This window comes from Hydrocarboniphaga sp. FW305-C-57, assembly GCF_058783045.1.
The window spans coordinates 102400-121911 of sequence record NZ_JBYSYG010000011.1 but is presented as its reverse complement, the minus strand read 5'-3'; the positions used below and the strand labels follow the sequence as shown (position 1 = coordinate 121911).

The 19512-nt window shown below is 58.6% G+C and carries 27 protein-coding genes; 21 read left to right on the top strand and 6 right to left on the bottom strand.

Features of this window, described 5'->3' with window-relative positions:
• Nucleotides 1-15: 15 nt before the first annotated feature.
• From AC3WUM_RS19810 to AC3WUM_RS19785, 6 genes are read right to left on the bottom strand one after another with little or no spacing between them, the layout of a single operon-like run.
• On the bottom strand, nucleotides 16-930 hold the full coding sequence (locus AC3WUM_RS19810; RefSeq protein ID WP_492412420.1) for a Wzz/FepE/Etk N-terminal domain-containing protein: 915 nt from the start codon (nucleotides 928-930) through the stop codon (nucleotides 16-18).
• Nucleotides 920-2206 carry a glycosyltransferase gene (locus tag AC3WUM_RS19805; protein ID WP_492412418.1) on the bottom strand — a complete coding sequence of 429 codons (1287 nt, stop codon included), beginning with the start codon at nucleotides 2204-2206 and terminating at the stop codon, nucleotides 920-922. The genes AC3WUM_RS19810 and AC3WUM_RS19805 overlap by 11 nt, the downstream gene beginning before the upstream one ends.
• On the bottom strand, nucleotides 2206-3297 hold the full coding sequence (locus AC3WUM_RS19800; protein ID WP_492412416.1) for a glycosyltransferase family 4 protein: 1092 nt from the start codon (nucleotides 3295-3297) through the stop codon (nucleotides 2206-2208). Before AC3WUM_RS19800 ends, AC3WUM_RS19805 begins: the two co-directional genes overlap by 1 nt.
• A complete protein-coding gene (gene wzy / locus AC3WUM_RS19795; protein ID WP_492412415.1) occupies nucleotides 3290-4699 on the bottom strand; it encodes an O-antigen polysaccharide polymerase Wzy in 1410 nt (469 codons plus the stop codon). The genes AC3WUM_RS19800 and wzy overlap by 8 nt, the downstream gene beginning before the upstream one ends.
• Nucleotides 4677-5798: a glycosyltransferase family 4 protein gene (locus tag AC3WUM_RS19790; protein ID WP_492412413.1), complete on the bottom strand. Its 1122-nt coding sequence runs from the start codon at nucleotides 5796-5798 to the stop codon at nucleotides 4677-4679. The genes wzy and AC3WUM_RS19790 overlap by 23 nt, the downstream gene beginning before the upstream one ends.
• The gene (locus AC3WUM_RS19785; RefSeq protein ID WP_492412412.1) at nucleotides 5795-7054 is read right to left on the bottom strand and encodes an oligosaccharide flippase family protein; all 1260 of its coding nucleotides are present in this window, start codon (nucleotides 7052-7054) and stop codon (nucleotides 5795-5797) included. Before AC3WUM_RS19785 ends, AC3WUM_RS19790 begins: the two co-directional genes overlap by 4 nt.
• A gap of 270 nt (nucleotides 7055-7324) precedes the next feature.
• Here AC3WUM_RS19785 and rpsL point away from each other — a divergent pair, with 270 nt between their 5' ends.
• The 21 genes from rpsL (at nucleotide 7325) to rplF (ending at nucleotide 19493) form a co-directional block, all read left to right on the top strand.
• Nucleotides 7325-7729 (top strand): 30S ribosomal protein S12, encoded by a 405-nt coding sequence (gene rpsL / locus AC3WUM_RS19780; protein ID WP_007185046.1) that lies wholly within the window; start codon nucleotides 7325-7327, stop codon nucleotides 7727-7729.
• A 30-nt stretch (nucleotides 7730-7759) separates the two neighbouring features.
• Nucleotides 7760-8233 (top strand): 30S ribosomal protein S7, encoded by a 474-nt coding sequence (rpsG, locus tag AC3WUM_RS19775; protein WP_374679963.1) that lies wholly within the window; start codon nucleotides 7760-7762, stop codon nucleotides 8231-8233.
• A 103-nt stretch (nucleotides 8234-8336) separates the two neighbouring features.
• The gene (gene fusA, locus AC3WUM_RS19770) at nucleotides 8337-10433 is read left to right on the top strand and encodes an elongation factor G (RefSeq protein WP_411887891.1); all 2097 of its coding nucleotides are present in this window, start codon (nucleotides 8337-8339) and stop codon (nucleotides 10431-10433) included.
• 60 nt (nucleotides 10434-10493) lie between these two features.
• On the top strand, nucleotides 10494-11696 hold the full coding sequence (tuf, locus tag AC3WUM_RS19765; RefSeq protein ID WP_492412409.1) for an elongation factor Tu: 1203 nt from the start codon (nucleotides 10494-10496) through the stop codon (nucleotides 11694-11696).
• 110 nt (nucleotides 11697-11806) lie between these two features.
• On the top strand, nucleotides 11807-12124 hold the full coding sequence (gene rpsJ, locus AC3WUM_RS19760; RefSeq protein ID WP_007185049.1) for a 30S ribosomal protein S10: 318 nt from the start codon (nucleotides 11807-11809) through the stop codon (nucleotides 12122-12124).
• Between the two features lie 15 nt (nucleotides 12125-12139).
• Nucleotides 12140-12775, top strand: coding sequence for a 50S ribosomal protein L3 (gene rplC, locus AC3WUM_RS19755; RefSeq protein ID WP_492412407.1), 636 nt, complete (start codon nucleotides 12140-12142; stop codon nucleotides 12773-12775).
• 12 nt (nucleotides 12776-12787) lie between these two features.
• A complete protein-coding gene (gene rplD / locus AC3WUM_RS19750) occupies nucleotides 12788-13393 on the top strand; it encodes a 50S ribosomal protein L4 (RefSeq protein ID WP_492412405.1) in 606 nt (201 codons plus the stop codon).
• Complete coding sequence (gene rplW / locus AC3WUM_RS19745; protein ID WP_007185052.1) at nucleotides 13390-13719, top strand: 50S ribosomal protein L23; 330 nt, start codon at nucleotides 13390-13392, stop codon at nucleotides 13717-13719. Before rplD ends, rplW begins: the two co-directional genes overlap by 4 nt.
• A 21-nt stretch (nucleotides 13720-13740) precedes the next feature.
• Nucleotides 13741-14577, top strand: coding sequence for a 50S ribosomal protein L2 (rplB, locus tag AC3WUM_RS19740; RefSeq protein ID WP_492412403.1), 837 nt, complete (start codon nucleotides 13741-13743; stop codon nucleotides 14575-14577).
• A gap of 22 nt (nucleotides 14578-14599) precedes the next feature.
• Nucleotides 14600-14869, top strand: a complete 270-nt coding sequence (rpsS, locus tag AC3WUM_RS19735) for a 30S ribosomal protein S19 (RefSeq protein ID WP_492412402.1) — start codon at nucleotides 14600-14602, stop codon at nucleotides 14867-14869.
• Nucleotides 14870-14881: 12 nt separating this feature from the next.
• The gene (gene rplV / locus AC3WUM_RS19730; RefSeq protein WP_492412401.1) at nucleotides 14882-15220 is read left to right on the top strand and encodes a 50S ribosomal protein L22; all 339 of its coding nucleotides are present in this window, start codon (nucleotides 14882-14884) and stop codon (nucleotides 15218-15220) included.
• 9 nt (nucleotides 15221-15229) lie between these two features.
• Nucleotides 15230-15916, top strand: coding sequence for a 30S ribosomal protein S3 (gene rpsC, locus AC3WUM_RS19725; RefSeq protein WP_492412399.1), 687 nt, complete (start codon nucleotides 15230-15232; stop codon nucleotides 15914-15916).
• Between the two features lie 34 nt (nucleotides 15917-15950).
• Nucleotides 15951-16364: a 50S ribosomal protein L16 gene (gene rplP, locus AC3WUM_RS19720; protein ID WP_492412397.1), complete on the top strand. Its 414-nt coding sequence runs from the start codon at nucleotides 15951-15953 to the stop codon at nucleotides 16362-16364.
• Nucleotides 16364-16564 carry a 50S ribosomal protein L29 gene (rpmC, locus tag AC3WUM_RS19715; RefSeq protein ID WP_007185058.1) on the top strand — a complete coding sequence of 67 codons (201 nt, stop codon included), beginning with the start codon at nucleotides 16364-16366 and terminating at the stop codon, nucleotides 16562-16564. The genes rplP and rpmC overlap by 1 nt, the downstream gene beginning before the upstream one ends.
• 4 nt (nucleotides 16565-16568) lie before the next feature.
• Nucleotides 16569-16850, top strand: a complete 282-nt coding sequence (gene rpsQ, locus AC3WUM_RS19710; RefSeq protein WP_492412395.1) for a 30S ribosomal protein S17 — start codon at nucleotides 16569-16571, stop codon at nucleotides 16848-16850.
• Nucleotides 16851-16874: 24 nt separating this feature from the next.
• Nucleotides 16875-17240, top strand: coding sequence for a 50S ribosomal protein L14 (rplN, locus tag AC3WUM_RS19705; RefSeq protein WP_007185060.1), 366 nt, complete (start codon nucleotides 16875-16877; stop codon nucleotides 17238-17240).
• Between the two features lie 19 nt (nucleotides 17241-17259).
• Nucleotides 17260-17571 (top strand): 50S ribosomal protein L24, encoded by a 312-nt coding sequence (gene rplX, locus AC3WUM_RS19700; RefSeq protein ID WP_492412393.1) that lies wholly within the window; start codon nucleotides 17260-17262, stop codon nucleotides 17569-17571.
• A 93-nt stretch (nucleotides 17572-17664) separates the two neighbouring features.
• On the top strand, nucleotides 17665-18201 hold the full coding sequence (gene rplE / locus AC3WUM_RS19695; RefSeq protein WP_492412391.1) for a 50S ribosomal protein L5: 537 nt from the start codon (nucleotides 17665-17667) through the stop codon (nucleotides 18199-18201).
• Between the two features lie 12 nt (nucleotides 18202-18213).
• Entirely contained in the window at nucleotides 18214-18519 is a 306-nt protein-coding gene (gene rpsN, locus AC3WUM_RS19690; protein ID WP_492412389.1) for a 30S ribosomal protein S14, read from the top strand.
• A gap of 11 nt (nucleotides 18520-18530) precedes the next feature.
• Complete coding sequence (gene rpsH, locus AC3WUM_RS19685) at nucleotides 18531-18929, top strand: 30S ribosomal protein S8 (protein ID WP_007185064.1); 399 nt, start codon at nucleotides 18531-18533, stop codon at nucleotides 18927-18929.
• 33 nt (nucleotides 18930-18962) lie between these two features.
• Nucleotides 18963-19493 carry a 50S ribosomal protein L6 gene (rplF, locus tag AC3WUM_RS19680; protein ID WP_492412387.1) on the top strand — a complete coding sequence of 177 codons (531 nt, stop codon included), beginning with the start codon at nucleotides 18963-18965 and terminating at the stop codon, nucleotides 19491-19493.
• The last annotated feature ends 19 nt before the right edge of the window (nucleotides 19494-19512 follow it).

Genomic DNA, 19512 nt, shown 5'->3' with positions numbered 1-19512 from the left:
GTGAGTTCGTTGAAGTTACTGCAAAGGCGAACGAAGCATCTCCTCGCTATCGTTAGTCCACGCCTTCCGAACAAGCACATAAGTGCAGGCGATCAGCACTCCCAGCAGAAGCGACAGTGCGGCTATGAGCACGCGCCGAGGTCTGACTTTCTTCTTGGGCACGCGTACCGGATCGATAGCGCGCAAGATGAAATCTTCGGAATTGCGTGCAATCATCAGCTTCTTCAGCTCCACTTCCATGAGCTGGTATAGAGAGTGTTGTAACTCGATGATCGCGGTCTTTTTTGCCTGTGTCTCAAGGTACTGAAGATTGGCTTCACCTTCGTCGATGGCGCGCTTTTTCAGCATCGCATTCGTATCGGCAACCAGGTCACTGACCCACGACGCTGCGTCCACGGGGTTTTTCCACTCTACGGAAACGGTGACCAATCCAGTCTTCTTGTCCTCCTCCGCGCTAAATATCTCTTTAGTAAACTTTTTGTACCCATCTTGCAGCGTGGGCACATACTCGACGGCATCTGACTTCCACTGATTCCTCTCCTGATCCCACTTGCGTGCAAAAAGAAGCGGTAGAAGATTTTTTCTCTCGATATAGGCTTCAATGATCAAGTGCGATTTGAGTGTGGCGAGTGCTATGGCCTTTTGCCCGCTATCTCCGCCCAAGGATCCGCCTGCGAGGGCGCCTAAAGGGCCAAGCTGTCCGGCCAAGGATTGGAGCGCTCCATTCTTGGAGTTGTCCTCTCTGATCTGCAGCAGCGCTTCGGCCTGGTAGATAGGAGGAAGCAGAAAAGCGATCGTGCATCCGAGCGCAAAGCAAACCATCGCAAAGCCAATGATCTGAAATTTTGCGGCCCAGAGGATTTTGACGAGCACACGCGGATTGATCAGGGTTTCGCTCGCTTGTGCTTTGTTGGGCGGCTCAGTTGCCAAGTGTCTCTCCGCGGGTATTGAAGACTTCGTGATACCGAGCAAAAACCTGCTCTTTTGCGTACTCCTCTTCATACAAACGGCGACTCGCCAGTGAAATCCTGTTGTTCACGTCAGGGTCCAGTAGTTGTTCCATTCGATCCGGAAAATCACCCAACGAGGCCGTAACGAAAGCGTTTTCCCCGTCGGTGACATTGATCCCTTCCGCCCCAATGGGAGTCGCCAGTATGGGTAGCGATGCAGCTAGGGCTTCGATCATTTTGATCTTGACGCCGCTGCCGAACACAAGCGGAGCAACCAAAGCGCAACAAGATGCCAACACGGCACGCAAATCAGGCATGAAGCCCGTCATGACAACTCGATCTCCGAACTTCTCCGCCAGCTCTTGTAGCGAGCTCGGCGCACCTCTTCCCACGACGAAGAGGGTTGCGGCTGGGTAGCGCAGAAGAAACGCCGGAAAGACCGTTTTAAGCAGGTTCTCAACGGCTGTTTCGTTGTGGGCAAGATTAAGCGCGCCCAGAAAGAGAAAGGTCGGAGCTCCATTCCAGTTTCGACGTAGAGGTTCTTTCTGCTCGACCAGCGGTGGGCACTCTTTGACTGCGGAATCAGGAACGCGCTTTCGCAGCAACTCGACTTCGTCTCGATTGATGAGCAGCGAAATGTCTGCGAGCGAGGCTTGCCGATCTTCCGACTGCCGAACCAGTTTTGTCTCGAACTCGAGTAGCCAACGCATAACGCCATCGTGGCGCTCGAAAATGGGAACCACGGACCTTGGCAGGTTCTTGCGAAAGTTCCCCAGCGGGCTCGGAAGCGCGTTGTCCCCTTTCTTCGCAGATTCCAGCATTCGTTCGTATCGCAACGAAAACAAATCGTCGAGATAGATGACAGAGGTGTAAGAGCGCGGCGCTGGCGGCAGATACTGCCCAAGCCGAACCGTATCGAACAGCACGATGGTTGGCGAGAATGACTGGATGGCGCGCAGCAGTGCTTCGCCGAGTTGCTTGGAGCGGAACACCGCTTCTTGAAGACTGCGACGACGGAATAAAAAGGAGTGCAGCAGCACGTTGATGATCTTTGTCGTGCTACCGACGCTGGGGAGCGATTCCATCCGCCAAGGGCAGCTGGGCTCCATGTCGTCCGTCGTGGCGAACATGAAGTTATCGCCCAGTGATTCATGCAGGTATTGGCAAAGGCCGTGAATGACCACCTTCTTGCCTACATCCCTCGAGGCCGGATTCACCGTGCTAACGAATAGCACTCGCTGGTTGGCCATATTCATCAGGCGACGGCCTCGCGATACAACTCCAGCATCCGCCGTCCTACGTTATCCGCCGAGAACGCCTCGGCGCGAATGCGAGCAGCGGAAATAAGCTGCTCGCGCTTGGACGCGTCGAGTGCCATTTCCGTTATCGCCGCCTGCATCTCGGTAACGGACAAAGGATCGACCAGCCGAGCGGCTCCGCCAGCCACTTCGCTCATGGGCGCGAAATTGGATGTGATCACGGGGCAACCCAATGATAGGGCCTCCGCGATCGGCAAACCGTAACCTTCTACCAAGCTAGGAAAAATCATTGCATTAGCGTTTGAAATATAAGTTTTGATCTGAGCATCGGTAACCCAGCCCGGAAACTTCACGTGAGTGCCGGCGTGTGTCTGAGCGAACGCCGAGTCGGCTGGGATACCCAGCACGATCAAATCGTAGTTGGGCAAATTAGCGGCTGCGAAGGCTTGAATCACTCGCACCGTATTCTTGTGTGGGGCTACTCCCCCAATATGAATGAAATAAGGCATTGCCACTGAATGGGCGGCAGCGGTCTGCGATGGCTCTTGGCGCAAGAATAATTCGACGGAGACAGGCACCACGGTGCTCTCGCGCCCCAGAAGCCTCTTTATATCGTCAGCCGACGACCGACTGACAGTAACCAGATTGAGGCGGCCTTTCAGCATGGCTTTCACAACAACGCGACGGTATAGCGCCCCTATGCGCTGATACCAAGTTGCTCCGCTCGAATGCAAAAAAATCAAATCATGCAAAGTGACGATGTGAGGAATCTTGGAATAATTAAGCGCCAAAGGTTTCGTGTTGGCTGGTGAATGCACCAGATCAACCTTGTGCCGAAATGCAGCATAGGGAACCAAAAACTGTTCCCATATCGGAATCGGCATTTTCGGCAAGCGCTCATATCTTATGCAGCGCGCTGAAATCAAGTGCTCCTGGGCAACGTCATCGTGCACGAGCACGATCAGTTCGATGTCGGTTGGCTGCACCACTGAAAAAGCGAATATCAACTCCTTCAGCGAGCGCCCCAGGCCTCTCGGTTTGTCCAGCAAGCCGCCATCAATCAGTATCTTCAAGGGGAAGTTACGCATGGCGCTCCTCTCGAGGCTTCAGGTTCTTGTTGAGCCATTCAAAAACGGTAAAAGCACCGAAGCCAACCAGAGCCATAATGAAATACTTGCTGAGCATCGCCAGCGGTTCAAGGTATCCACTACGGGGCATATACGGAATCCACATCATTATAGATAGCGCGATTGTTCGCCAAAAAACAGTTTGAGCCTGGCTGATCCACAGTGTGAATCGCCCAAGTAGCAACGAACCAAGGCATACGGCTGCCCACCCGCCGATCAAATAAAGGTGAGCCAAGTAAGCCTCCCCGGTTCCCAGTGCATAACTAACAATGTTGGGATTAAGGAAGGACGTCAGATCCAATGTAAACAGCGCCCCGTCGGGAAAAAGGCTTAAATGCTGATAAGGGAGCAAAAACTGCTGAATCAGATAATTCCAGGCATGCGAATGGAAAATGTCGTAATAGCTAACTGCCGAAACCGTAACAAAAAAAGATACACCTTGTGTATACAAAAAATACTCGACAAGGTTGACGTCGAGCCCGCTTTTGCTCTCCCGGAAAATTTCGGCGCCCACTGCGGCAGACAACAACGCCAAAGCACCCAGCAGCCCGGATATGGGATTAAAGGACGATTTTCGCTTGATGTTGTAAACCAGCCACATCAGCATCAGATTGATAAAGAACTTTCCCCGGAAACCGGTGAGAAGCTCCAAGACCATGACCAGCAGAAAAGATACTATCGCGATGCGAACAAAGCGCATCCGGCTCTCTACAATTAGGTAGGGCAGGAAAAACATCGTATTCAGCAAGGCCAGCGCACGAATCACAATGCCGACTTGATCCAGATGCTCACCACCATCGAGGTAAGTCGCTACATAACCGCCATTGGCCATCGTATATGTTAGATAACTGATGCCTTTGTAGATGACAAAGGGAATGGTAAGAAAGTAGAGCCAGCCGAAGAAACGGCGCATGCTTTCGTTGTTAGTGAAAGTAAGCGTTTTCCGTCCTTCGCGATAAAAAAAACCTAGATAAACGAAGCTCGCTGACAGAGGTACCAGCATCATCGAGCGCTTCAAATCGGAGTCACCTACCAGGTAATACTTTGCGACGACAAGGTTAAACTGTGAAATGGTCCAGTCGCCTGCAACCAGCCACGATAGAAGGCGCCCGAACTGGAACAAAATCAAAAACAGCATAAAAAGGAAAATTGGGTGATTCCCTTGTGCTGTCTGGCGCCAAGTTCTGTAGCTTACAAGTGAGATGACAAAAAGGCATATGACGCCAAATGTCTCGGTGGTCAATGGTGAAGCCGAATCGTAGATTACTAGCGCCGTCAAAATGGCGGAATAGATTAAAAACCAGCTAATGCTCCGTATGCACCAGCGGTTGCAAAGCGGATTAACAGAGTTTTCGATAGACATCGAGCGTGTCCTTGGCACATCGACTCCAATCGAAATCTTGAGCTCGCCGGTGGCCCAGGATGGAGAAGTCCTTGCGCGCGCCCTCGTTGGTCAGCATTTCCTGTAGTGCGTTTGCGATGGCCGCTACATCCAATGGATCAACCAACATCGCAGCTCCATTGGCGATTTCCGGCAAAGCTGCAGTGTTGGATGCAATCACGGGAACTCCGAGGTGGAATGCCTCAACCACGGGCAGGCCAAATCCCTCGTGTAGTGAGGGAAGGACGAACACTGAGGCGTTATGGATAACTTGGGCCAACGCGTCATCGGGCAATCTACCCAACCAGCGAATCATTCCTGAATCGCTTAATTGCCGAACTCGCATTCCGGTTTCTGCGCCCATGTCCCCGCCACATTCATTTCCAATCAGTACCAGTGGATGAGCGAGCCTGAACTCAGCGGGTAGCGACAGAAAGGCATCAATCAGGCGCAGAAGATTCTTTTTTCGTGAGAGCGTGCCACAAAATGCGATATAGCCTGGCGCCAGCCCGAAGCGGTGCAGCACAGCATCGGGGGCAAGGGGTTGTTTTGCTTCAAGCTGAATATGTTCAGCGACTCCTTCGTACACAACATGTATTTTTTTCCAGGGAATACCGATGTGCCGATTAATTTCCTCCGCAGCATATTGAGAAACCGTTATCACCTCATTTGCAAAATGGCCTTTTCGCTTATAAATCTCATTCTTTAGTCGACGCAAACGACCGCCATAAACTTGCGGCTGCACGAGTGGCAGAGCGTCATGAATTGTTGCAACGACAGGGGTATCGAGCAGTGGAATGTAATGATCAGTCGCGTGAAAAACGTCAATACTTCTTCCGAATAGCGTCCGAGCAGACCAACGGTGCCGGGTCGTCACGCTGATCATCGTGGTTATTTCATAATTCTTGAAAGGACGACGCCAAGGCGGTATCGACAGGTCAAAACCTGCTTCCAGGAATTTTTGCTGAGGGAACTCTTTCTTTAGAGCATGAAGCAGCGAATTGGTGTACGTGGTAATGCCGTCAGATTTGCCCGCCGCAGAGTTGGCCGCAAGTACAGAGTTTCCTATGCCGATGATCATGCTGCTTCCCTAGAAACCAGTATCAATTTGCTCCGAGACATGAAATACGACTGCATCGTAAAATTGATAGATTCAACGATGAGCAATGCCAAGGCAGCTCCAGTCGCGCCCGCCCAGGCTGTTAATGGCCAAATCAAAATTACCATGAAAATTCCATTTATGATGGCAATCCTGAAATTCAGACGATAATGGCCCAAAGCATTCTGAAACGCAGTCATCGCCCCATTCGCGCAGCGCATGATCAGCGCTGCTCCTAGATAAGTCACAGCGGTTTGCGCCTCTGTATATGCGGCGTATAGAAATTTGATCAGTATGAGTCCGATGGCGATGGCAGCCCCTCCAAACACAACGGAGTACGTTGCCACGATCGATATCGTTCTGTTGATTACGCTGTGAAGTGCCCCTGAAGGCGCCGCGAATTTTCTTGACAGGATGCTGTAGATCGTGGAGTCCACAGCCCCACCCACAAAGCGAAAGGGCTCGGTGATCCGATACGCAAAGCTATACAGCCCCAGAGCCACCGCTCCGGCCAAATGCTGCAAGGCGAAGATATCGAGGCGAGTGTAGGCGGTGACTAGCAAGGCTGCTCCTCCCAAGGGAAGGGCGTCGATGGCCGTAGCACGCAAGGTGGGCCATCTCAGCTGCTTCAGCACATCTCGGGTTCGAAGCGAAAGTTGTCTCCGCAAATCCCAAAGCAAGGCCAGGCCGACCAGAACTTCAAATGCAATCAACAATTGAAGCTGCACCCGCGATGGGGCGTCGCGGAGCCACAGAAACACCGCCAGTGATGGAAGGCTCAGCGCTATCACTCTGACGGCCATGCGCTCGGTGCGCAGCTGCGACTGGTAGTAAGTGAAGGCGAAATTGATCGTCAGAGAGGTTGTAAGCAGTGCTGCCGGCAGCAAGGTCATTGCGCCGGTGTCGCCAGCGAACGAGAAATAAGCGACCGCTCCGTAGACGGCAACCCCGACAATGGTGGCGGCGATTCGGACCGCAGCCATTTGGGCCATGAGCTGGCGGTGCTCATGAGGCGATCGGGCCTGGGCAAGTTTGCGAACAAACAGATTTTCCGAACCGAAATCGGCTGCGACTCTGAGAACTTCGATGAGCGCAAAGCAGAAAGCCAGCTGACTGAAGGCCGCGGGGCTTTGGAGATGTGCCGTCCATAGTAAGAAACCGATGCGAGCGGCGGCGAGCATCCCTTTGGTGGCAATTAATGCGACGGAATTGCGGATAGCTAAATTTGGCTTCGCCACTGGTCTGGATATCTTTTCGGAAGGCGGGCGGGATCTCGCGAGGAGTCACCCGCGTGCTCCATGGCGGTGAAAGTTTAGCTTCTGGCCTGCGATTTATCTTCCGAGTTGCCACGCTGATGCCGTGCTCAGCATCAAGAACTGTGGTCTTAATTCGGTACTGTGCCGGTCGTATTGACACGCTTGGCCGTCACTTTTATGATGCGCGCCCTTTCTAGGACTGCCGCCTCTTTGGTGGCCGTCATCTCTTTGTCAAGCCGGGAAGTATCCAGCGTGCCCACAATCAATCAGCTCGTGCGGAATTGCCGCAGCCCGAAGACCTACAAGAGCAAGGCTCCGGCGCTTGAGGCCTCGCCCCAGAAGCGCGGCGTCTGCACCCGCGTCTACACGACCACCCCGAAGAAGCCCAACTCCGCTCTTCGTAAGGTCTGCCGTGTTCGCCTGACCAATGGCTTTGAAGTCACCAGCTACATCGGCGGTGAGGGCCATAACCTGCAGGAGCACAGCGTCGTCATGATTCGTGGCGGCCGTGTCAAGGATCTTCCCGGTGTTCGCTATCACACGGTTCGTGGTGCGCTCGACGCTTCCGGCGTCGACAAGCGCCGTCAGGGCCGTTCCAAGTACGGTGCGAAGCGTCCCAAGCCGGGCGCCGCCGCTGCCGCCACCAAGAAGAAGTAAGCCCTGAAGTCGAAGGTCTAGAGACTCGCCATGTCCCGTCGTCGCAAGCCAGAAATCCGCGTCATCCTCCCCGATCCCAAGTACAAGAACCTGGTCGTGACCAAGTTCATGAACATGGTGATGGAAGATGGCAAGAAGTCCGTCGCCGAAAAGATCGTCTACGGCGCGCTCGATCAGATCGCCACGAAGAAGAAGTCCAACGAGCCGGCGGTCATCCTGCAGCAGGCTTTCGACAACGTCGCCCCGTCGGTCGAGGTGAAGTCCCGTCGCGTCGGTGGTGCCACCTATCAGGTGCCGGTCGAAGTGCGTTCGACCCGCCGCACCACGCTGGCCATGCGCTGGGTGATCGATGCCGCTTCCAAGCGCGGCGAAAAGTCGATGGCCGACCGCCTCGCCGGCGAGCTGCTGGATGCTTCCGAGCACCGCGGTGCCGCCGTCAAGAAGCGCGAAGATACCCACAAAATGGCCGAAGCCAACAAGGCTTTCGCGCACTTCCGCTGGTAAGCAGTCCGCTTCACGCGCTTGTAGCCGCCGGCTGGTAAAAGCCGGCGGCGTCCCCATATAGGGGGTCCCGTTCCGCTTTCGGAACTCCCAACGAGTTTGAGTCATGGCACGCACTACGCCCATCGAGCGCTACCGCAACATCGGTATCTCCGCTCACATCGACGCCGGCAAGACCACCACCACCGAGCGCGTCCTGTTCTACACGGGCGTGAACCACAAGATCGGTGAAGTGCACGACGGTGCCGCCACCATGGACTGGATGGAGCAGGAACAGGAGCGTGGCATCACGATCACCTCCGCTGCGACCACGACGTTCTGGAAGGGCATGGCCAACCAGTTCGATCAGCACCGCATCAACATCATCGACACCCCCGGCCACGTCGACTTCACGATCGAAGTCGAGCGTTCCATGCGCGTGCTCGATGGTGCCTGCATGCTGTACTGCGCTGTCGGCGGTGTGCAGCCGCAGTCGGAAACGGTCTGGCGCCAGGCCACCAAGTACAAGGTTCCGCGTCTCGCGTTCGTCAACAAGATGGACCGCACGGGCGCAGACTTCTTCAAGGTCGTCAAGCAGATGAAGGAGAAGCTCCGGGCCAACCCGGTGCCGATCCAGATTCCGATCGGCGCCGAAGACAACTTCAAGGGCGTGGTCGACCTCGTCAAGATGAAGGCCATTCTGTGGAATGACGCCGACAAGGGCGTGACCTTCACCTACGGCGATATCCCGGCCGATCTGGTCGAAACCGCCAAGAAGTGGCGCGAGAACCTCGTCGAAGCGGCTGCCGAAGCCAGCGAAGACCTGATGAACAAGTACCTCGAGAACGGCGACCTCGACGAGGCCGATCTCAAGGCGGCGATTCGTCAGCGCACGCTCGCGCTCGAAATCTTCCCGATGCTCTGCGGCTCGGCGTTCAAGAACAAGGGCGTGCAGGCCATGCTCGACGCCGTCGTCGAGTACCTGCCGGCCCCGACCGACGTGCCCTCCACCGAGGCGCACGACGTCGACGACTACGAAAAGATCATCGAGCGCAAGGCCAGCGACGAAGAGCCGTTCTCGGCGCTCGCGTTCAAGATCATGACCGACAAGTACGTCGGCGCGCTGACCTTCATCCGCGTCTATTCGGGCGTGCTCAAGCAGGGCGACTCGGTCTACAACTCGCGCAACGGCAAGAACGAGCGCATCGGCCGTCTCGTGCAGATGCACGCGAACGAGCAGAAGGCGGTCGACGAAGTCCGCGCTGGCGACATCGCCGCCGCGGTCGGTCTGAAGGACGTCTACACCGGTACGACCCTGGCTGCGCAGAACGCGCCGGTCGTGCTCGAGCGCATGATCTTCCCGGAGCCGGTGATCAGCCAGGCCGTGGAGCCGAAGACCAAGGCCGACCAGGAAAAGATGGGCATCGCGCTGTCGCGCCTCGCTCAGGAAGATCCGTCGTTCCGCGTCTTCACCGACGAAGAAACCGGCCAGACCATCATGTCCGGCATGGGCGAGTTGCACCTCGAAATTCTCGTCGATCGCATGAAGCGCGAGTACAGCGTCGAAGCGAACGTCGGTGCGCCTCAGGTTGCGTATCGCGAAACGATCCGCAAGGGCGTCGAGCAGGAAGGCAAGTACGCCAAGCAGTCGGGCGGTAAGGGCCAGTTCGGCCACGTCTGGCTCAAGATCGAGCCGAACGAGGAAGGCAAGGGCTTCGAGTTCGTCAACGCCATCGTCGGCGGTTCGATTCCGAAGGAATTCATCCCGGCCGTCGACAAGGGCCTGCGCGACGCGATCAAGACCGGTGTGATGGCGGGCTATCCCGTCGTCGACGTCAAGATCACGCTGTTCGACGGTTCGTACCACGAAGTCGACTCGTCGGAAATCGCGTTCCGTGTCGCCGCATCGATGGCGTTCAAGGAAGGCTGCGCCAAGGCCAGCCCGGTGATCCTCGAGCCGATCATGGCGGTCGAAGTCGAAACGCCGGAAGATTACACCGGTGACGTCATGGGCGATCTCAACCGTCGTCGCGGCGTGATTCTCGGCATGGAAGACAACTTCGGCGCCAAGGTCGTGTCGGCCGAAGTCCCGCTCGCCGAAATGTTCGGTTACTCCACGACGCTGCGCTCGATGAGCCAGGGCCGTGCGACGTACACGATGGAATTCAAGAAGTATCAGGAAGCGCCGCGCAACGTCGCCGAAGCGCTCGCGAAGAAGAAGTAATCGCTTCTTTCCTCGCTTTTATCAACGCATACGCATTAGCTAACAAAGAGGTCCGCTGTCATGGGTAAGGAAAAATTCGAACGCGCGAAGCCGCACGTGAACGTGGGGACGATTGGTCACGTTGACCACGGCAAGACGACGACGACGGCGGCGCTGACGAAGATTTCGTCGGACAAGTACGGCAAGACGAAGTACGTCGCGTACGATGAAGTTGCCAAGGCGTCGGAATCGCAGGGTCGTCGTGACAGCACGAAGATTCTGACGATTGCGACGTCGCACGTGGAATACGAAACCGACACGCGCCACTACGCGCACGTCGACTGCCCGGGCCACGCGGACTACGTGAAGAACATGATCACGGGCGCGGCGCAGATGGACGGCGCGATCCTGGTGGTGTCGGCGGTTGACGGCCCGATGCCGCAGACGCGCGAGCACGTGCTGCTGGCCAAGCAGGTGAACGTGCCGAAGGTCGTGGTCTGGCTGAACAAGTGCGACCTCGTGGAAGACCCGGAGCTGCTGGAACTGGTCGAAATGGAAGTTCGCGACCTGCTGAGCAAGTACGGCTTCCCGGGCGACGACACCCCGATCATCCGCGGCAGCGCCACCAAGGCGATTGCTGGCGAGAAGGAGTGGGTCGACAAGGTTGAAGAGCTGTACAAGGCGCTGGACACCTACATTCCGGAGCCGGAGCGCGAGACGGACAAGCCGTTCCTGCTGCCGGTGGAAGACGTGTTCTCGATCTCGGGCCGCGGCACGGTGGCCACAGGCCGTATCGAACGCGGCGTGGTGAAGGTGGGTGAGACGGTGGAAATCGTCGGCATCCGCCCGACCGCGACGACGACGATCACGGGCGTCGAAATGTTCCGCAAGCTGCTGGATCAGGGTCAGGCGGGCGACAACGTCGGCCTGCTGCTGCGCGGCACGAAGAAGGAAGACATCGAGCGCGGCCAGGTGCTGTGCAAGCCGGGCTCGATCAAGCCGCACTCGAAGTTCGAAGGCGAGCTGTACGTGCTGACGAAGGAAGAGGGCGGACGTCACACGCCGTTCTTCAAGGGCTATCGTCCGCAGTTCTACTTCCGCACGACGGACGTGACGGGCTCGGTGGAACTGCCGGCGGGCACGGAGATGGTGATGCCGGGCGACAACATCAAGGTGTCGGTTGAGCTGATCAACCCGATCGCGATGGAAGAGCAGGTTCGGTTCGCGATTCGCGAAGGCGGCCGCACCGTCGGCGCCGGCGTCGTCACCAAGATCCTGGCGTAAGGATTCTCGAAAAAACTTCGAGAAACCGCTTCACAAAGCTAAGCGGGGCGCGTAGAATTCGCGCCCCGCTGTTTGTTTCCCACCGTTCTTTTAAAGACTGAGACCTCAGCATGGCCGCGACCAGCCAATCTATTCGCATCCGGCTCAAGGCGTTCGATCACCGACTTATCGACAAGTCGGCGAAGGAAATCGTCGAGACCGCGAAGCGGACCGGCGCCGTCGTGCGCGGGCCCATCCCGCTGCCGACTCGCAAAGAGCGTTTCACCATCCTGGTTTCGCCGCACGCCGACAAGGACGCGCGCGACCAGTATGAAATTCGCACCCACAAGCGCCTGATGCAGATCGTGGACCCGACGGAAAAGACCGTCGATGCGCTCTCGAAGCTCGACCTCCCCGCGGGTGTCGAAGTCCAGATCAAGGTCAACTAAGGCGAGACACCAGACATGACTATCGCCATCATTGGTCGCAAAGCCGGCATGACGCGAATCTTCACCGAATCCGGTGAATCGATTCCCGTCACCGTCATCGAATGCAGCCCCAACCGCATCACCCAGCTCAAGTCCGTCGAAACCGACGGCTACAAGGCTGTCCAGGTGACGGCGGGTGAGGTCAAGACCTCGCGCGTCAACAAGGCGCTGACGGGTCACTACAAGAAGGCCGGCACCGCCGCCGGTCGTCTGCTCCGCGAAATCCGTCTCGAAGAATCCGAAGGTGCCGATTTCGCCCTGGGCGGCGAAATCAAGGTCGACGCGTTCGATGGCATCAAGGCCGTCGACGTCACCGGCACCAGCATCGGCAAGGGCTTCGCCGGCGTGCAGAAGCGCTGGAACTTCGGCGGTGGCCGTGCCTCGCACGGTAACTCGCTGAGCCATCGCGCTCCGGGCTCCATCGGTCAGCGCCAGTCCCCCGGCAAGGTGTGGAAGGGCAAGAAGATGGCCGGCCACATGGGCAACAAGCGCGTCACCGCGCTGAACCTCGACCTCGTGAAGATCGACGTCGAGCGCAATCTGCTGCTGGTCAAGGGCGCCGTCCCGGGCCACGCGAACAGCGACGTCATCGTTCGCCCGACCGTGAAGTAAGGACGAGCCACCATGGAACTCTCAGTTCATAACAGCACCGACAAGCTCGACGTCTCCGACGCCGTCTTCGGTGTCGCGTACAACGAAGCGCTCGTGCACCAGATCGTGACGGCCTATCAGGCTGCCGGTCGTGCGGGCACCAAGAAGCAGAAGACCAAGGGCGAAGTCCGCGGCGGCGGCAAGAAGCCGTGGAAGCAGAAGGGCACCGGCCAGGCTCGCGCCGGCTCGATCCGCAGCCCGCTGTGGCGCGGTGGCGGCAAGACCCACGCTGCGGTTCCGCGCGACTTCTCGCAGAAGGTGAACCGCAAGATGTATCGCGGCGCCATCCGCTCGATCGTCTCCGAGCTCGCTCGCGGCGGTCACCTCGTCGTCACCAACGATTTCGTCGTCGACGCCGGCAAGACCAAGTCGCTGGTCGCCAAGCTCGCGGACTTCGGTGTCAACGACGTGCTGATCGTGTCGGAAGCCATCGACGCCAATCTGTATCTGTCCGCTCGCAACCTGTTCAAGGTCGGCCTGTGCGATGTCGCCGCGCTCGATCCGGTCACGCTGCTGGCGCATGAAAAGGTCGTGATCACGGCCGAGTCCGTCAAGAAGCTGGAGGCCTGGCTGTCATGAGCGCCAACACCAAAATCACCAAGGTTTCCAGCGAGCGGATTCACCGCATCATCCTGGCTCCCGTGATCTCCGAAAAGAGCACGCGCGCTGCCGAGAAGCACAACCAGGCGGTGTTCAAGGTTCTCGGCGATGCCAAGAAGCCGGAGATCAAGATCGCCGTGGAAACGCTGTTCAAGGTCAAGGTCGAAGACGTCCAGACCTTGAACGTGAAGGGCAAGACGAAGCGTTTCGGCCAGTTCCAGGGCCGCCGCTCGGATTGGAAGAAGGCTTACGTCACGCTCGCCGAAGGCCAGGAAATCGATTTCCTGGGCGGCGCCAGCGCCTAAAGCACCTAGAGAGATACGACCATGCCATTGGTCCAAATGAAACCGACGTCGCCGGGCCGTCGCCACCAGGTCAAGGTGGTCACGCCGGGTCTGTGGAAGGGTGAGCCCCATGCCCCGCTGCTGGAGAAGAATGCTCCGGCTGGCGCGCGCAACAACAACGGCCACATCACCACGCGCCACAAGGGCGGCGGTCACAAGCAGACGTACCGCGTGATCGATTTCAAGCGCAACAAGGACGGCGTGCCGGCCAAGGTCGAGCGCATCGAATACGATCCGAACCGTTCGGCTCACATCGCCTTGCTGTGCTACGCCGACGGCGAGCGCCGCTACATCATCGCGGCCCGTGGCCTCGAAGCGGGTGCCACCGTGCAGTCGGGCGTCGACGCGCCGATCAAGCCGGGCAACACGCTGCCGCTGCGCAACATTCCGCTCGGTTCGACCGTTCACTGCATCGAGCTGCGTCCCGGCAAGGGCGCTCAGCTGGCCCGTTCGGCCGGCGCCGCCGTGCAGCTGGTCGCGCGTGACGGCGAGTACGCGACGATCCGTCTGCGTTCCGGCGAAATGCGCAAGGTGCACGCCGATGGCCGTGCCACGGTTGGCGAAGTCGCCAACTCCGAGCACAACCTGCGTCAGTACGGCAAGGCCGGCGCCAAGCGTTGGAAGGGCATTCGCCCGACCGTTCGCGGTGTCGTCATGAACCCGGTCGACCACCCGCACGGTGGTGGTGAAGGCAAGTCCGGCCAGGGTAATCCGCACCCGGTGACGCCGTGGGGCCAGCAGACCAAGGGCCTCAAGACGCGCAAGAACAAGCGCACCGACAAGTTCATCGTTCGCTCGCGCCACAAGGCGAAGAAGTAAGAGTAAGGATTAGGGATTAGCCATGCCGCGTTCCGTAAAGAAAGGTCCGTTCGTCGACCATCACCTGGCCAAGAAGGTCGGTGACATGGCGAGCAGCCGCGTCAAGAAGCCGATCAAGACCTGGTCGCGTCGTTCGATGGTGACCCCGGAGTTCGTGGGCCTGACCATCCAGGTGCACAACGGCAAGCAGCACATGCCGGTGTTCATCACCGACAACATGGTCGGCCACAAGCTCGGCGAATTCGCGCCCACCCGGACCTTCAAGGGTCACGGCGGCGACAAGAAGGCTTAAGGAGCCCGCGTCATGCAGACCCAAGCCGTTTTGAAGTTCGCTCGCCTGTCTCCGCAGAAGGGTCGCCTCGTGGCCGACCTGATCCGCGGCAAGAAAGTCGACGAGGCTCTCAACATCCTCAAGTTCTCCAACCAGCGCGCCGCCGGCATCATCAAGAAGGTGCTCGATTCGGCGATCGCCAACGCGGAGAACAACAACGGTGCCGACGTCGACGAGCTCAAGGTCTCGCAGATCCTCGTCGACGGTGGTCCGGTGATGAAGCGCATCCGTCCGCGTGCCAAGGGCCGCGCCGATCGCATCTCCAAGCCGACCAGCCACGTCACCATCCGCGTTTCGGACGAATCCAAGTAAGGCAGAGCCATGGGACACAAAGTTAATCCGAACGGTTTCCGCCTTGGCATCACCACGCACTGGACGTCCAACTGGTACGCCGAGCGTCGCGCCTATGGCGAGAACCTCAACAAGGACATCGCGGTTCGCGAGTTCCTGCGTAAGAAGCTCGCCAGCGCCTCGGTTTCGAAGATCCAGATCGACCGTCCCGCCAAGTCGGCCCGCGTGACCATCCACACGGCCCGTCCCGGCATCGTCATCGGCAAGAAGGGCGAGGACATCGAGAAGCTGAAGCAGGAAGTCGCCGTCAAGATGGGTCTGAAGGCTGACAGCGTGCACATTTCCGTCGAGGAAATTCGCAAGCCGGAACTCGATGCCCGCCTGATCGCCGAATCCGTCGCCCAGCAGCTCGAGCGCCGCATCATGTTCCGTCGCGCCATGAAGCGCGCGGTGCAGAACGCCATGCGCCTCGGTGCGGGCGGTATCAAGATCCAGGTCGGTGGCCGTCTGAACGGCGCCGAAATCGCGCGTACCGAGTGGTACCGCGAAGGCCGCGTGCCGCTTCACACCCTGCGTGCCGTTGTCGACTACAACACGGCCGAAGCCAAGACCACCTACGGCATCATCGGTGTCAAGGTCTGGGTGTTCACGGGTGAATCCTTCGATACCGGCAGCGCCGGCAAGAAGGAAGAAGCCGCCGAAGCCGCCACCGCATAAGCAGTCAACGAGTTTTATTTAGGAGCCCGCTGCCATGATGCAGCCCAAGAGAACCAAATTCCGTAAGCAGATGAAGGGTCGCAACCGCGGCCTCGCGCAGAACGGAAACAAGGTGAGCTTCGGTGATTTCGGCCTCAAGGCCACCGAGCACGGCATGATCACGGCCCGCCAGATCGAGGCGGCCCGTCGCTGCATCACCCGTTACGCCAAGAAGGGCGGCAAGCTGTTCATCCGCATCTTCCCGGACGCGCCGGTCACCAAAAAGCCTCTCGAAGTGCGTATGGGTTCCGGTAAGGGCAACGTCGAGTACTGGGTCGCCAAGGTGCAGCCCGGCAAGATGCTCTACGAAATCGAAGGCGTGAGCGAAGCCGAAGCGCGCGAAGCCTTCGAACTCGCCGCCGCCAAGCTTTGCGTCAAGACCACCTTCGTTCAGCGGACGATTCTGTAATGAAGACCACCGAATATCTGAAGTCGCTGCGCAGCAAAGACGGCGCCGGCCTCAAGAGCGAGCTCGAAGCCCTGCGCCGCGAGCAGTTCAACCTGCGCATCCAGGGCGCGATGGGCCAGGCCGCCCAGACTCATCTGGCCGCTGGCGTGCGCAAGAAGATCGCGCAGGTCAAGACCCTCATCAATCAGCAGGCGAAGTAAGGCCATGAGCGAAGATCAGAACACCGCGGCCACGGCCGAGAAGAAAGAGCGTCGCGTGGTTGGCCGTGTTGCCTCGAACAAGGGCAACAAGACCATCACTGTCGTCGTCGAGCGCAGCGTGAAGCACCCGGTCTACAACAAGATCCTGCGTCGCTCCACCAAGCTCTACGCGCACGACGAAACCAATGTGGCGAAGGAAGGCGACCTCGTCGCCATCGTCGAGACCCGTCCGCTGTCGCGCACCAAGCGCTTCAAGCTGGTCGAAGTCCTGCAGACGCACGCCTAAACGCAGACGCAGGAGAATCTCGCCATGATGCAGCAAGAATCTTTCCTCGTTGCCGCTGACAACAGCGGCGCGAAGACCGTCCAGGTCATCCAGGTCAAGGGCAGCACCTACCGCCGTTACGCGAACATCGGCGACGTGATCAAGGTCACGGTCAAGGATGCGATCCCGCGCGGCAAGGTCAAGAAGGGTGAAGTGCATGACGCTGTCGTCGTCCGCACCCGTCATGGCGTGCGCCGTCCGGATGGATCGACGATCCGCTTCGACACCAACGCCGCCGTGCTGCTGACGAGCAAGGGCGAGCCGATCGGCACTCGTATCTTCGGGCCGGTCACGCGCGAGCTGCGCGAGAACTTCATGAAGATCGTTTCGCTGGCGCCCGAAGTCATCTAAGGCGCGAGGCTAGAGAGCAATGAGCAAGATCAAGAAAGGCGACGAAGTCATCGTCATCACGGGCCGCGACAAGGGCCGCCGTGGCACGGTGTCGCGCGTGCTCGAAGGCGCGCTGATCATCGAAGGCATCAACGTCGTCAAGAAGCACACCAAGGGCAACCCGCAGGCGGGTATCTCGGGTGGCATCGTCGACAAGGAAATGCCGATCGACATCTCCAACGTCGCGCTGTTCAACAGCAAGACCGGCAAGGCCGACAAGGTCGGCTTCAAGACCGGCGACGATGGCAAGAAGGTTCGCATCTTCAAGTCCAACCAGGCGCTGGTGGATTAATTAGGCAGTTTTCAGTCCGCGGCGACCGGGTTTCTTTGAATAGAAAAGTTCGGATAGCCAAGACCGGAAGCGTTAACTGGAACAAAGAGAGTCATGGCTAATCTGCAAACGCTGTACAAGGACAAGATTGCCGGCGAGCTGAAGGCTAAGCTCGGCGTCAACGCGATGGCGGTCCCGCGCCTGTCCAAGATCACGCTGAACATGGGCGTGGGCGAGTCGACGACCGACAAGAAGGTCATCGAGCACGCCGTGAAGGACATGACGGCCATCGCCGGCCAGAAGCCGGTCGTGACCAAGACCCGCATCTCGATCGCCGCGTTCAAGGTTCGCGAGAACTACCCGGTCGGCGTCAAGGTGACGCTGCGTGATGCGCGCATGTACGAGTTCCTCGAGCGCCTGATCACGATCTCGCTGCCGCGCATCCGTGACTTCCGCGGCATCAATCCGCGTGGTTTCGACGGCGCCGGCAACTTCAACTTCGGCATCACCGAACAGATCATCTTCCCCGAGATCGAGTACGACAAGATCGACACGCTCCGGGGCATGAACATCACCTTCACCACCACGGCGAAGACGGACGCGGAAGGTCGGGCCCTGCTCGATGCTTTCGGCTTCCCCTTCCGCAAGTAAGGCAGACCGCAAATGGCCAAGACCAACATGATCATGCGCGAAGCCAAGCGCGCGAAGCTCGTCGCCAAACTCGGCAAGAAGCGCGAAGCGCTCAAGGCGAAGATCATCAGCCCGACCGCTTCGTACGAAGAGAAGCAGGAAGCCGCCGTGGCGCTGCAGAAGCTGCCGCGCGATTCGAGCTATACGCGCCAGCGCAACCGCTGCAAGCTGACCGGCCGCACCCGCGGCGTGTACAAGAAGTTCGGCCTGGCCCGCCACAAGCTGCGTGAAGCGGCGATGCGCGGCGAAGTGCCCGGCCTCAAGAAGGCGAGCTGGTAAGGAACAAGACGATGAGCATGACGGATCCCATTGGCGACTTCCTGACCCGCATCCGCAACGGTCAGCAGGCTCGCAAGAAAACGGTGTCGGCCCCGGCCTCCAAGCTGAAGTCGGCGATTGCCCAGGTGCTGAAGGACGAAGGCTACATCGCCTCGTTCGAGACGGTCGAAACCGGCGCCGGCAAGAAGGCCATCAATGTCGTATTGAAGTATTTCGATAACAAGCCGGTTATCGAGCGCCTGGAACGCGTGAGCAAGCCTTCCTTGCGCGTCTACAAGGCCAAGGACGAGATCCCCACGGTTCTCGGTGGCCTCGGCGTTGCGATTATCTCCACCTCCACCGGCGTGCTGTCCGACAAGGCTGCGCGCGCCGCGGGTCAAGGTGGCGAAGTGCTCTGCATCGTCGCCTAAAGCGACGATCGATCAAGAACAGGACGAGAAGCCATGTCCCGAGTTGCCAAAATGCCGGTCGTCATCCCGGCCGGTGTGCAGATCACGAGCGCCAATGGTGCCGTGACCGTCAAGGGCGCCAAGGCCAGCCTCACGGTTGCGCTGCCCTCCGACATCAAGGTCGACGTTGCCAACGGTGAAGCCGTGGTCAACGCCGAATCCGTCAAGGCCAATGCAATGCAGGCCGGCACCGTCCGCGCGCTGCTCAGCAATGCGGTCGAAGGCGTGACCAAGGGCTACGAGCGCAAGCTGCAGCTCGTCGGCGTGGGTTATCGCGCCGCGGTCGCCAACAACAAGGTCAACCTCCAGGTCGGCCTGTCGCATCCGGTCGAGCATCCGATTCCCGCTGGCATCAGCGTGGTGTGCCCGACGCAGACCGATATCGTCATCACCGGTGCGAGCAAGCACATGGTCGGCCAGCTGGCCGCCCAGCTGCGCGCCTATCGTCCGCCGGAGCCCTACAAGGGCAAGGGCGTGCGCTACTCGGACGAGAAGGTCGTTCTGAAGGAAGCGAAGAAGAAGTAAGCGTCATACGGTAGAGGCT

What these genes read in the sequence shown, in the direction of transcription:
- rplB (WP_492412403.1), top strand. Translation starts at nt 13,741, where the DNA reads ATGCCATTGGTCCAAATGAAACCGACGTCGCCGGGCCGTCGCCACCAG.
- rpsH (WP_007185064.1), top strand. Translation starts at nt 18,531, where the DNA reads ATGAGCATGACGGATCCCATTGGCGACTTCCTGACCCGCATCCGCAAC.
- AC3WUM_RS19805 (WP_492412418.1), bottom strand. Translation starts at nt 2,206, where the DNA reads ATGAATATGGCCAACCAGCGAGTGCTATTCGTTAGCACGGTGAATCCG.
- rpmC (WP_007185058.1), top strand. Translation starts at nt 16,364, where the DNA reads ATGAAGACCACCGAATATCTGAAGTCGCTGCGCAGCAAAGACGGCGCC.
- fusA (WP_411887891.1), top strand. Translation starts at nt 8,337, where the DNA reads ATGGCACGCACTACGCCCATCGAGCGCTACCGCAACATCGGTATCTCC.
- wzy (WP_492412415.1), bottom strand. Translation starts at nt 4,699, where the DNA reads ATGTCTATCGAAAACTCTGTTAATCCGCTTTGCAACCGCTGGTGCATA.
- tuf (WP_492412409.1), top strand. Translation starts at nt 10,494, where the DNA reads ATGGGTAAGGAAAAATTCGAACGCGCGAAGCCGCACGTGAACGTGGGG.
- rpsJ (WP_007185049.1), top strand. Translation starts at nt 11,807, where the DNA reads ATGGCCGCGACCAGCCAATCTATTCGCATCCGGCTCAAGGCGTTCGAT.
- rplW (WP_007185052.1), top strand. Translation starts at nt 13,390, where the DNA reads ATGAGCGCCAACACCAAAATCACCAAGGTTTCCAGCGAGCGGATTCAC.
- rplX (WP_492412393.1), top strand. Translation starts at nt 17,260, where the DNA reads ATGAGCAAGATCAAGAAAGGCGACGAAGTCATCGTCATCACGGGCCGC.
- rplC (WP_492412407.1), top strand. Translation starts at nt 12,140, where the DNA reads ATGACTATCGCCATCATTGGTCGCAAAGCCGGCATGACGCGAATCTTC.
- AC3WUM_RS19800 (WP_492412416.1), bottom strand. Translation starts at nt 3,297, where the DNA reads ATGCGTAACTTCCCCTTGAAGATACTGATTGATGGCGGCTTGCTGGAC.
- rplV (WP_492412401.1), top strand. Translation starts at nt 14,882, where the DNA reads ATGCAGACCCAAGCCGTTTTGAAGTTCGCTCGCCTGTCTCCGCAGAAG.
- rpsN (WP_492412389.1), top strand. Translation starts at nt 18,214, where the DNA reads ATGGCCAAGACCAACATGATCATGCGCGAAGCCAAGCGCGCGAAGCTC.
- rpsQ (WP_492412395.1), top strand. Translation starts at nt 16,569, where the DNA reads ATGAGCGAAGATCAGAACACCGCGGCCACGGCCGAGAAGAAAGAGCGT.
- rpsC (WP_492412399.1), top strand. Translation starts at nt 15,230, where the DNA reads ATGGGACACAAAGTTAATCCGAACGGTTTCCGCCTTGGCATCACCACG.
- rplE (WP_492412391.1), top strand. Translation starts at nt 17,665, where the DNA reads ATGGCTAATCTGCAAACGCTGTACAAGGACAAGATTGCCGGCGAGCTG.
- rplP (WP_492412397.1), top strand. Translation starts at nt 15,951, where the DNA reads ATGATGCAGCCCAAGAGAACCAAATTCCGTAAGCAGATGAAGGGTCGC.
- rplN (WP_007185060.1), top strand. Translation starts at nt 16,875, where the DNA reads ATGATGCAGCAAGAATCTTTCCTCGTTGCCGCTGACAACAGCGGCGCG.
- AC3WUM_RS19790 (WP_492412413.1), bottom strand. Translation starts at nt 5,798, where the DNA reads ATGATCATCGGCATAGGAAACTCTGTACTTGCGGCCAACTCTGCGGCG.
- rplD (WP_492412405.1), top strand. Translation starts at nt 12,788, where the DNA reads ATGGAACTCTCAGTTCATAACAGCACCGACAAGCTCGACGTCTCCGAC.
- rplF (WP_492412387.1), top strand. Translation starts at nt 18,963, where the DNA reads ATGTCCCGAGTTGCCAAAATGCCGGTCGTCATCCCGGCCGGTGTGCAG.
- rpsS (WP_492412402.1), top strand. Translation starts at nt 14,600, where the DNA reads ATGCCGCGTTCCGTAAAGAAAGGTCCGTTCGTCGACCATCACCTGGCC.
- rpsG (WP_374679963.1), top strand. Translation starts at nt 7,760, where the DNA reads ATGTCCCGTCGTCGCAAGCCAGAAATCCGCGTCATCCTCCCCGATCCC.